The following is a 9872-nucleotide window of genomic DNA, read 5'->3' on the forward strand; positions in this document are numbered from 1 at the left end:
TGAGGAACTTAACCCTCAGCGCCAAGCTCTTAAGGCCAGTAGTTATTTTCCATAAGGAGAAACACCCCATGCGTAAGACTTTAGCTATTGCCTTGATGTTGACCGCTTCCCTCGGTCTCGCTGCCTGCGATAAAAAATCCGAGGACAAAGCTCAAGATGCCAACCAACATGCTGAACAAGCTCAGCAAGACATGAACAAAGCTCAGGATAAAGTGAACGACGCTGCGAAAGAAAACGCCGAAGCTGCCAAAGCTCAGGCTGAATCGAACGCCGCCGCGCAAGACGAAGCTGCCAAGAAGCAATAATCCGCTTTTTGCTGCAGAAAAAAAGAAAACCCGCCAAGTGCGGGTTTTCTTTTGCCTGTGATTTATTGTCAGATCAGCGTTACCCGCCACTTGTTGGCGGTGGCTGAAAGGCACAATCACCGGGATAACCGGGTCGCCCATCACACACCTTCAAACAACCCGCGCCGCTATTGAACTTGGCACTGACAGAGAGTGCATAACCGTACTGCGGCGTTGTCACGTTCAAAGACGTTGCACAGGACGTCTTGTCGTCAAAGCGAAACGTGATCGTTTCATGCCGCTCACGACGTTCAAACAACAACGCGAAGGTATGGCCACTGTTCCACATTGATTTTGTCGGCACGACAAAACGATAGCGCTGTTCATCCAGACGCTGGCCGAATACCTTGAAATCGCTGCGGCCATTCTCGATCCCGGCTTTCGGGTAGGGAATGGGCAGGATGTAGGGCAGCCCGGTCAGACCCTGTTTGACGTTCAGGCCTTTCTGAAAATAAGGCACTTCGATGTGCGGGATACCGCCGTAAGTGACGCGCTCATCGCCGTGAAATTTATTCTGCGATGGCTGGTAATCCGGGGCCAGCGCAAACTCGACGTCAAACGTCAGCAGCGCCTTGCTCGCATCCAGATTCTCCGAGAGAAACTCTCTGTCGGTTGCGCCATTGTTACTCACGCAACCTCCCAGCGAGGCCGCCATTGCCATCAACAGCAAGAGGCCGTCACCCGACCGTGAATTGTTCATCAGGCTCAGCGCTCGGAAAGAGGTAATGCGGGACCGAGGCCGCGGCCAATCAGTTCCCACGTGTCGTTTTTGGCTTGCCAATGGAAGCGCTGTGCAAACCAGGCAATCTGCATGTCCCGAGCCTGCCGGTGATTATTAACGTGGGGCACGCCATCCTTGATCGCCTGGGCCGCTTGCGCGTAAGCGCTTTTGAAGATGTCGGCCAATTCACCGACATTGGCATCGGCCGGCAATTTATAAGCGGCTACCAGGCCGTCCTCGCGCCCGGCCACCAGTATTTCCTTCGAGCGCAGATACGCGGCCACTTTATTGTCGGGAGACACCGACATCAGCGTCCCGACAACCCGGTAACCGCTGCCTTTGACGGCGGTGTCGAACCACAGCACCTCACCGGTTCGGGTATCCAGCGCGAGGCCTGATTCGGCGAACAGCAGCAGGTCCTCGCGACCGGGTTGCGGCACGCCCCAGTCGGGAAAATTTTCATCCTGGAGCGGGCTGAGCAGGCGTGACAGCGGCGTGCCGTTCTGCACGCTGATCAGCAGTGTGCCGAGGCTGTCGGCGCGAGAAGTGATCGCCAGAAGCATCGGCTGGCCTTCATGTTGCGCCTTGATCGGCCGCACACCCTTGACGACGTTCACGCCGAAAGGCCAGTACTCCTGCGAGCGAAACACGATGGTGTAGTGCGGCCCCGGACCATACAGACTGTTTTGCGTCGGGCGAATGAGGAAATCGCCCAGGCGCTTTGCCTCGGGCACCTCTGGCTGGGCGGATGGCGCGGCCTGCGCTAGCGCAGTCCCCAGCATTAGCGCCCCTATCCACCCGCCAAATCGGCGCAAGGGTGATTTACGCGGTTGAAATCCGCTCAAGAACTGCCTTCCATGAAAAACCGACGCCGGATGTTACAACGACACTCGGCTGATGCCCACTAGCCTGTCTGGCCGGCAGCTCTTCGCTCAGAGCAATACCGTTCTGAACGTCGGACTGACCATCAGCAACAACGAACACACCAGACCGACCAGCCACACCAGACTGCGCAATTTGGGCAGATCGGCGAGGTAGAACCACAAATAGATGATTCGCGCGATGACAAAGACGATCGCCAATGTATCGATCAGCCATCCCGCCGTTTGGGTGGTGTGCGCCATCAGCACACCCACCGCAAACAAAATGAACGCCTCGATGCTGTTCTGGTGCGCCGCCAGCGCCCGCGCGCCGTAACCGGTCAGTTGCGCCTGTTGCTGGCGCGGCAGGTGATTGTTGTAACCGCCCTGCTCTTTCATCGCCTTGCCCACCGGCAGGCGCGCGATATAAATCAACAATGCACTGATAAACACACACCAGAACGGAATACTCATCAAACGACCTCTTTGTTCGCCTCAGGGAGAGGCGCCTCTGTAGGGGTATAGACCATCACATCGAGAACGTCGGAATGAAACTCGCGTCGGTACAGCACCAACACCACACCGGCGCTCAGCAACATGAACAGCCACGGGCTGACGAACCACGCCAGCATGGTCATGCCGAAGTAGTAGGAGCGCAGGCCGAAGTTGAACTGGTTGGCCGCCATCGAAATCACCCGCGCCGCCCGCGCAGCGAACGCCTTGCGTTCCTGCTCGGAGACATGCCGCTCACCGATCATCGGTGCCGAACCGACCAGCACCGCCGCGAAGTTGTACTGACGCATGCACCAGCTGAAGGTGAAGAACGCGTAGACGAACACCATCGCCAGGCACAACAGCTTGATCTCCGACATGCCTTGCGAGGCCTGTTGCACCATCGGAATGTCTGCGAGCAACGACACCGCGCGCTCGGATGCGCCAAGTACGGTGAGAATGCCGGCGAGGATGATCAACGTGCTGGAGGCGAAGAACGAGGCGTTGCGCTCCAGATTGCCGATCACGCTGGCGTCGGCGATGCGGTTGTCACGCAGCAGCATGCGGCGCATCCAGTCTTCGCGGTACAAGTGCAGGACGCTGGCCAGGCACGCGGTGTCGCGGCCCTTCCACGAGGCATAACGGGTGTAACCGCCCCAGCAGATGACAAACCAGCACGCGGCAAGCAGGTGGATCAGATTGGCTTGGATGAACGACATGCAATTCCTTGAATATAGATGCTGTACCTGTAGGAGTGAGCCTGCTCGCGAAAGCGGTGTGTCAGTCACCATTGAAGTTACCTGACACACCGCTATCGCGAGCAGGCTCACTCCTACATAAAAGCGATGCAGTTCTTCGACGTTAGCCTAGGGAAAAAGACACTGCCTGACGCCCATAAAAAATGCCCCGTATCGTTTGATACGGGGCATTTCTGTTTAAGCGCTAAAGACCTGCTTGTGGCGGGTCAGCCAACGTCAGGCAACCGCTTCGCTGCGCTTGCCCAGCAGGCGATCGCAAACCACTGCAACCACCAAGGTCATCACGCACGGCACCAACCACGCCAGACCTTGCTCGCTCAGCGGCAGGTGCGACAGCTGCGTCGGCATCCAGTCAGCCAGTCCGGCGCCTTTCAGCGCATCAATACTGCCGAACAGGAACGACACCAGCATCACCGGGCCGAGAATACGCCCGTGTTCATGCCAGAAGTCTTTGCAGAAGCTCAGCGCCACCAGAACGATGCATGGCGGGTAAATCGCCGTCAGCACCGGAATGGAGAAGGCGATCAGCTTGGTCAGGCCGAGGTTGGATACCAGCAACGAGAACGCTGCAAGGATGATCACCAGGGTCTTGTACGACAGCGGCAGCACGCGGCTGAAGTATTCGGCACAGGCGCAGGTCAGGCCGACCGCCGTCACCAGACAGGCCAGCGAGATCAGCACCGCGAGGAAACCGCTGCCCAGCGAACCGAAGGTGTGCTGCACGTAAGCGTGCAATACCGCTGCACCGTTGGTTGCACCGACGGCCACTTCATGGCTGCCGGAACCGAGGCGGAACAGGCTGATGTACACCAGCGCCAGACCGACACCAGCAATCAACCCGGCGATGATCGCGTAACGGGTGATCAACTTCGGCGACTCGACGCCACGGGAACGGATCGCGTTGACGATGACAATACCGAACACCAGCGCGCCAAGAGTATCCATGGTCAAGTAACCATTGATGAACCCCTGGGAGAACGGCGCCGCGACGTATTCGGGCGTGCCGTGACCGATGTCACCGGCCGGCAAGGCGAATGCAGCGATGCCGAGCACTGCCAGCGCGATGATCTTCAGCGGCGCGAGGAAACGGCCGACGGTGTCGAGCAAACGCCCAGGGTAGAGCGAGATGAAGAACACCAGCAGGAAGTACACCGAGCTGTAGAGGAACAGCGCCAGCGGGCTTTCACCGGTCAGCGGCGCCAGGCCCACTTCAAACGAAACGGTCGCGGTACGCGGGGTGGCGAACAACGGGCCGACCGCCAGGTAGCATGCAGCCGCCAGAATGCCGCCGGCGACCTTGCCGATCGGGCTGCTCAGCGCGTCCATCGCCCCACCGACCTTGGCCAGTGCGACGACGGTGATCACCGGCAGACCCACTGCGGTGATCAGGAAGCCCAGCGCGGCCATCCAGACGTGAGGTCCGGCCTGCAAGCCAACGATCGGCGGGAAGATGATGTTGCCGGCCCCAACGAACAGGGCAAATGTCATAAAGCCAAGTGCCAGGATGTCCTGACCTTTCAAAACTTTCATTAAGGTAATACCACACTACTGAATCGGAATTTAGAGGGGGATTGCCCTGTGTAATTAGGGAAATGCTGTCGATCCGTATGGGACTGACCCTTAAAGCGCGTTGCATGCCTTGTGGGCGGTAGACGCAAAAATGGCTGCTAGCCTAACGAATTTGGCTTACAAACGCACTGTTAGAGGGCGAACTATCCGATACGCGACGTTTTTGTGTCGCGTTTACGTATCTATTTTTCGTTGGGATGGCAAAGATCAAAAGATCGCAGCCTGCGGCAGCTCCTACATGGAATTGCATTTTCAGGGCGAACGGTCGGAATGCATTCATGGCCGGCAACCATCATCCCTGTAGGAGCTGCCGAAGGCTGCGATCTTTTGATCTTCTGATCTGCAGAAACGACAAAGGCCACTCGAAGGTGGCCTTTGTTTGGTGAAGCGTCAGCTAAGCGCGAGGCTTACTTGACAGCCCAACCGGTCAGCTCGGCCAGGGCCTTGCCGATGTCTGCCAGCGAACGCACGGTTTTAACGCCTGCGTCTTGCAGTGCAGCGAATTTCTCGTCTGCAGTGCCTTTGCCGCCAGAGATGATTGCGCCAGCATGGCCCATGCGCTTGCCCGGAGGAGCAGTCACACCAGCGATGTAGGAAACAACCGGCTTGGTCACGTGTGCCTTGATGTAGGCAGCCGCTTCTTCTTCAGCCGAACCGCCGATCTCACCGATCATTACGATCGCTTCGGTCTTCGGGTCTTCCTGGAACAGCTTCAGGATGTCGATGAAGTTCGAACCCGGGATCGGGTCACCACCGATGCCGACGCAAGTCGACTGACCGAAACCGGCGTCAGTGGTCTGCTTCACAGCTTCGTAGGTCAGGGTGCCGGAACGCGAAACGATACCGACCTTGCCTGGCAAGTGAATGTGACCTGGCATGATGCCGATCTTGCACTCGCCCGGAGTGATAACGCCTGGGCAGTTAGGGCCGATCAGGACTACGCCCAGCTCGTCGCACTTAACTTTAGCGTCCAGCATGTCCAGGGTAGGAATGCCTTCAGTGATGCAGACGATCAGCTTGATGCCGCCGAATGCCGCTTCCAGGATCGAATCTTTGCAGAAAGGAGCCGGAACGTAGATCACGGATGCGGTAGCGCCAGTGGCTTCTACTGCGTCTTTAACGGTGTTGAACACTGGCAGACCCAGGTGTTCGGTGCCGCCTTTGCCAGGAGTAACGCCACCAACCATCTTGGTGCCGTATTCGATGGCTTGCTGGGTGTGGAAACTACCTTGCGAACCGGTAATACCCTGGCAGATAACTTTGGTGTCTTTATTGATCAGGACGCTCATTATTTGCCCTCCGCAGCTTTGACAACTTGTTGAGCAGCGTCGGTCAGGCTGGTAGCAGCGATGATGTTCAAACCGCTTTCTGCCAGTACTTTAGCGCCCAGCTCAGCGTTGTTGCCTTCAAGGCGAACAACAACCGGGATTTTCACGCCGACTTCTTTCACAGCGCCGATGATGCCTTCGGCAATCATGTCGCAGCGAACGATACCGCCGAAGATGTTGACCAGTACTGCAGCGACGTTGGTGTCGGACAGGATGATCTTGAACGCTTCAGTTACGCGTTCTTTGGTAGCGCCACCACCTACGTCGAGGAAGTTGGCTGGCTTGCCGCCATGCAGGTTGACGATGTCCATGGTACCCATGGCCAGGCCAGCACCGTTGACCATGCAGCCGATGTTGCCTTCCAGTGCTACGTAGTTCAGTTCGAACTTGGCAGCGTGCGCTTCGCGCGGATCGTCTTGCGACGGATCGTGGAAAGTCTTCAGCTTAGGCTGACGGTACATTGCGTTGGCGTCGATGTTGATCTTGGCGTCCAGGCAGTGCAGATCGCCGTCAGCCTTGATCACCAGCGGGTTCACTTCCAGCAGAGCCAGGTCGTGATCCTTGAACAGCTTGGCCAGACCTACGAAGATCTTGGCGAACTGAGCAACCTGCTTGCCTTCCAGACCCAGCTGGAATGCCAGCTCGCGACCCTGGAATGGCTGAGCGCCAACCAGTGGATCGATAGTGGCCTTGAGAATTTTTTCTGGAGTGTCGTGAGCGATTTTCTCGATGTCCACGCCACCTTCGGTGGAAGCCATGAACACGATGCGACGGCTCGAACGGTCAACGACAGCGCCCAGGTACAGCTCTTTAGCGATATCAGTGCACGATTCAACCAGGATCTTGGTGACTGGCTGGCCATTGGCGTCAGTCTGGTAAGTCACCAGACGCTTGCCCAGCCACTGCTGTGCGAAGGCTTTGGCGTCTTCTTTGCTGCGAACCAGCTTGACGCCGCCCGCTTTACCGCGACCACCAGCGTGGACCTGGGCTTTGACAACCCACTCACTGCCGCCGATTTTGTCGCAAGCTTCTGCTGCTGCTTCCGGGGTGTCTACTGCGTAACCAGTGGAAACTGGCAGGCCGTATTCAGCGAACAGCTGCTTACCCTGATACTCGTGAAGATTCATGCTTTTTACCGTCTTCGTTAGGTACTGCGCATTCGGCGCTGCGCTCGTATGAGTGCCGCGCCACCTGTGACTGCTGCTTGCGTAGCTGAGCTACGCAAGACTGCGTCCAGCGGACATTCCGCGGTGAGACTTGCTCGCAAGGCTCACGACGGGCCGTTACCGCCGTGGTTTCTTATTGTCTGTTAACGCTTTTTGCGGTTGGCAATGTGGATGGCGCCGCCATTCACCGCCAAAGCAGCTTCGTGCAAGGCTTCAGACAGGGTCGGATGGGAGAAAACCATCATGCCCAGGTCTTCAGCGCTGGTGCCGAATTCCATACCGATCGCGCCCTGCTGAACCAGTTCTGCAGCGCTCGGGCCAATCACGTGCACGCCCAATACGCGGTCAGTCTTGGCATCAGCGATGACCTTGACGAAACCACCGGTATCGTTGGCGGCCATGGCACGGCCGGAAGCGGCGAACGGGAAGGTGCCGACGTTAACTTCAACGCCTTCAGCTTTCAAGGCCTGCTCGGTTTTGCCAACCCACGCGATTTCCGGGTGAGTATAAATAACCGAAGGGATCAGGTCATAGTTCATCTGGGCTTTGTGGCCCTTGATGCGCTCGACAACCATGATGCCTTCTTCCGAAGCTTTGTGCGCCAGCATCATGCCGCGAACCACGTCACCGATGGCGAAAACGCCCGGTACGGTGGTCGCGCAGTGATCGTCAACGTGCACGAAACCGCGCTCGTCGAGGGTCACGCCGCTGTCGGAAGCCAGCAGATCAGTGGTCACCGGACGGCGACCAACGGCTACGATCAGCTTGTCGAAAGTGATGGTCTGTTCGCCGTTGGCATCGGTGTAGTTCACAACGACTTCGTCGCCGTTCACTTTCGAGCCGGTCACGCGAGCGCCCAGTTTGATGTCCAGACCTTGTTTGGTCAGGGTTTTCAGTGCTTCCTTGGAAACAGCGGTGTCCGCTGCCATCAGGAAGGTGTCCAGTGCTTCGAGGACAACCACTTCCGAGCCCAGACGCGACCAGACCGAACCCAGTTCCAGACCGATCACGCCAGCGCCAATCACGCCCAGACGCTTAGGTACGGTCTGGAATTCCAGAGCGCCAGTCGAATCGACGATGACGTTCTGATCAACCGGAGCCGGTGGAATGTCGATCGGGCGCGAACCTGGAGCCAGGATGACGTTTTCAGCTTCGATGATTTCAACCGAGCCGTCTGGCTTGGTGACTTCGACTTTCTTGCCAGCCAGCAGTTTGCCGTGGCCCTGGATCGAAGTAACGCCGTTGGCCTTGAACAGGGTGGCAACGCCGCCGGTCAGGTTCTTGACGATGCCAGCCTTGCGGCCAACCATCGCAGCGACGTCCATTTTGACTTCGCCGGTCGAGATACCGTGAACGTTGAAGCTTTCTTTCGCTTCCTTGTATTTCCAGGAGCTGTCGAGCAGCGCCTTGGAAGGAATGCAGCCCACGTTCAGGCAGGTGCCGCCCAGGGCTTGCTTGCCTTCAGCGTCGGTGTACTTCTCGATGCAGGCAGTGGTCAGACCCAGCTGCGCCGCCTTGATGGCAGCCACGTAGCCACCAGGGCCAGCACCGATCACTACTACGTCAAATTTCTGCGACATTCAAAAAATCCTCTTTAGCAATAAAGCTACAAGCCGCAAGCGACAAGCTCCAAGCCCACCCCGCTCGCTTTGAGCTTGTGGCTTGAAACTTGAAGCTTGCCGCTGTTTTTTAGATATCCAGCAACAGACGCGCCGGATCTTCCAGCAGGTTCTTGATGGTCACCAGGAAGGTCACAGCTTCTTTGCCATCGATCAGACGGTGATCGTAGGACAGTGCCAGGTACATCATCGGACGGATAACGACCTGACCGTTGATGGCCATAGGACGCTGGATGATGTTGTGCATGCCCAGAATCGCTGCCTGCGGCGGGTTGACGATCGGGGTCGACATCATCGAACCGAAGGTACCACCGTTGGTGATGGTGAAGGTACCACCGGTCATCTCGTCCATCGACAGTTTGCCGTCACGGGCTTTTTTGCCGAATGTTGCGATGCCGCCTTCGATTTCAGCCAGGCTCATCAGTTCGGCGTTACGCAGAACCGGAACAACCAGGCCACGGTCGCTGGAAACGGCAACGCCGATGTCCGCGTAGCCGTGGTAAACGATGTCAGCGCCGTCGATCGATGCGTTAACAGCCGGGAAGCGTTTCAGTGCTTCGGTAGCCGCTTTCACGAAGAACGACATGAAGCCCAGGCGTACGCCGTTGTGGGACTTCTCGAACAGATCCTTGTACTTCGAACGCAGGGCCATGACTTCAGTCATGTCGACTTCGTTGAAAGTGGTCAGCATCGCCATGTTCGACTGAGCTTCAACCAGACGCTTGGCCACGGTGGCGCGAACGCGGGTCATCGGTACGCGCTTCTCGATGCGGTCGCCAGCGGCGAACACAGGAGCGGCGGCCGAAGGAGCAGCAGCCTTGGCAGGCGCGGCAGCCGGAGCGGCTTTCTTGGCAGCTACAGCAGCGACTACGTCTTCCTTGGTCACACGACCGCCCTTGCCGGTGCCGGCAACGGAAGCGATGTTGATGCCGTTTTCTTCAGCCAGCTTGCGCGCAGCCGGTGCAGCAACAGGATCGTCTTCGCCCTCGGCAGCAGCCGGTGCAGCGGCTGCCGC

The 9872-nt window shown here is 57.8% G+C and carries 10 protein-coding genes; 1 reads left to right on the forward strand and 9 read right to left on the reverse strand.

Annotation, left to right across the window (positions count from 1 at the left end):
• Positions 1–68 precede the first annotated feature (68 nt).
• The gene (locus PMI37_RS16965) at positions 69–305 is read left to right on the forward strand and encodes a hypothetical protein (RefSeq protein ID WP_008082962.1); all 237 of its coding nucleotides are present in this window, start codon (positions 69–71) and stop codon (positions 303–305) included.
• A 79-nt stretch (positions 306–384) separates the two neighbouring features.
• On the opposite strand, the gene PMI37_RS16970 is transcribed toward PMI37_RS16965, so the two are convergent.
• From PMI37_RS16970 to odhB, 9 genes are all read right to left on the reverse strand, one after another.
• A complete protein-coding gene (locus tag PMI37_RS16970) occupies positions 385–999 on the reverse strand; it encodes a hypothetical protein (RefSeq protein ID WP_238552714.1) in 615 nt (204 codons plus the stop codon).
• Positions 1000–1049: 50 nt separating this feature from the next.
• Entirely contained in the window at positions 1050–1847 is a 798-nt protein-coding gene (locus PMI37_RS16975) for a hypothetical protein (protein WP_008082966.1), read from the reverse strand.
• A gap of 150 nt (positions 1848–1997) precedes the next feature.
• Positions 1998–2399, reverse strand: a complete 402-nt coding sequence (locus tag PMI37_RS16980; RefSeq protein WP_008082968.1) for an MAPEG family protein — start codon at positions 2397–2399, stop codon at positions 1998–2000.
• The gene (locus PMI37_RS16985) at positions 2399–3136 is read right to left on the reverse strand and encodes a DUF599 domain-containing protein (protein WP_008082970.1); all 738 of its coding nucleotides are present in this window, start codon (positions 3134–3136) and stop codon (positions 2399–2401) included. The genes PMI37_RS16980 and PMI37_RS16985 overlap by 1 nt, the downstream gene beginning before the upstream one ends.
• A gap of 255 nt (positions 3137–3391) precedes the next feature.
• On the reverse strand, positions 3392–4705 hold the full coding sequence (gene brnQ / locus PMI37_RS16990) for a branched-chain amino acid transport system II carrier protein (protein WP_008082971.1): 1314 nt from the start codon (positions 4703–4705) through the stop codon (positions 3392–3394).
• A 446-nt stretch (positions 4706–5151) separates the two neighbouring features.
• Positions 5152–6033: a succinate--CoA ligase subunit alpha gene (sucD, locus tag PMI37_RS16995; protein WP_008082972.1), complete on the reverse strand. Its 882-nt coding sequence runs from the start codon at positions 6031–6033 to the stop codon at positions 5152–5154.
• Positions 6033–7199, reverse strand: coding sequence for an ADP-forming succinate--CoA ligase subunit beta (gene sucC / locus PMI37_RS17000; protein ID WP_007919879.1), 1167 nt, complete (start codon positions 7197–7199; stop codon positions 6033–6035). The genes sucD and sucC overlap by 1 nt, the downstream gene beginning before the upstream one ends.
• Before the next feature lie 182 nt (positions 7200–7381).
• Complete coding sequence (gene lpdA / locus PMI37_RS17005) at positions 7382–8818, reverse strand: dihydrolipoyl dehydrogenase (protein ID WP_008082973.1); 1437 nt, start codon at positions 8816–8818, stop codon at positions 7382–7384.
• A gap of 109 nt (positions 8819–8927) precedes the next feature.
• Positions 8928–9872, reverse strand: a 945-nt coding sequence (odhB, locus tag PMI37_RS17010; protein WP_008082974.1) for a 2-oxoglutarate dehydrogenase complex dihydrolipoyllysine-residue succinyltransferase, incomplete at its 5' end; no start/stop codon positions are given.

It is taken from the genome of Pseudomonas sp. GM80, from assembly GCF_000282515.1.
In the GTDB taxonomy this organism is placed as follows: Bacteria; Pseudomonadota; Gammaproteobacteria; order Pseudomonadales; family Pseudomonadaceae; genus Aquipseudomonas.

Coding starts and splice junctions, on each gene's coding strand:
- PMI37_RS16965 (WP_008082962.1), top strand. CDS start 69: ATGCGTAAGACTTTAGCTATTGCCTTGATGTTGACCGCTTCCCTCGGT.
- PMI37_RS16970 (WP_238552714.1), bottom strand. CDS start 999: ATGGCGGCCTCGCTGGGAGGTTGCGTGAGTAACAATGGCGCAACCGAC.
- PMI37_RS16975 (WP_008082966.1), bottom strand. CDS start 1,847: ATGCTGGGGACTGCGCTAGCGCAGGCCGCGCCATCCGCCCAGCCAGAG.
- PMI37_RS16980 (WP_008082968.1), bottom strand. CDS start 2,399: ATGAGTATTCCGTTCTGGTGTGTGTTTATCAGTGCATTGTTGATTTAT.
- PMI37_RS16985 (WP_008082970.1), bottom strand. CDS start 3,136: ATGTCGTTCATCCAAGCCAATCTGATCCACCTGCTTGCCGCGTGCTGG.
- brnQ (WP_008082971.1), bottom strand. CDS start 4,705: ATGAAAGTTTTGAAAGGTCAGGACATCCTGGCACTTGGCTTTATGACA.
- sucD (WP_008082972.1), bottom strand. CDS start 6,033: ATGAGCGTCCTGATCAATAAAGACACCAAAGTTATCTGCCAGGGTATT.
- sucC (WP_007919879.1), bottom strand. CDS start 7,199: ATGAATCTTCACGAGTATCAGGGTAAGCAGCTGTTCGCTGAATACGGC.
- lpdA (WP_008082973.1), bottom strand. CDS start 8,818: ATGTCGCAGAAATTTGACGTAGTAGTGATCGGTGCTGGCCCTGGTGGC.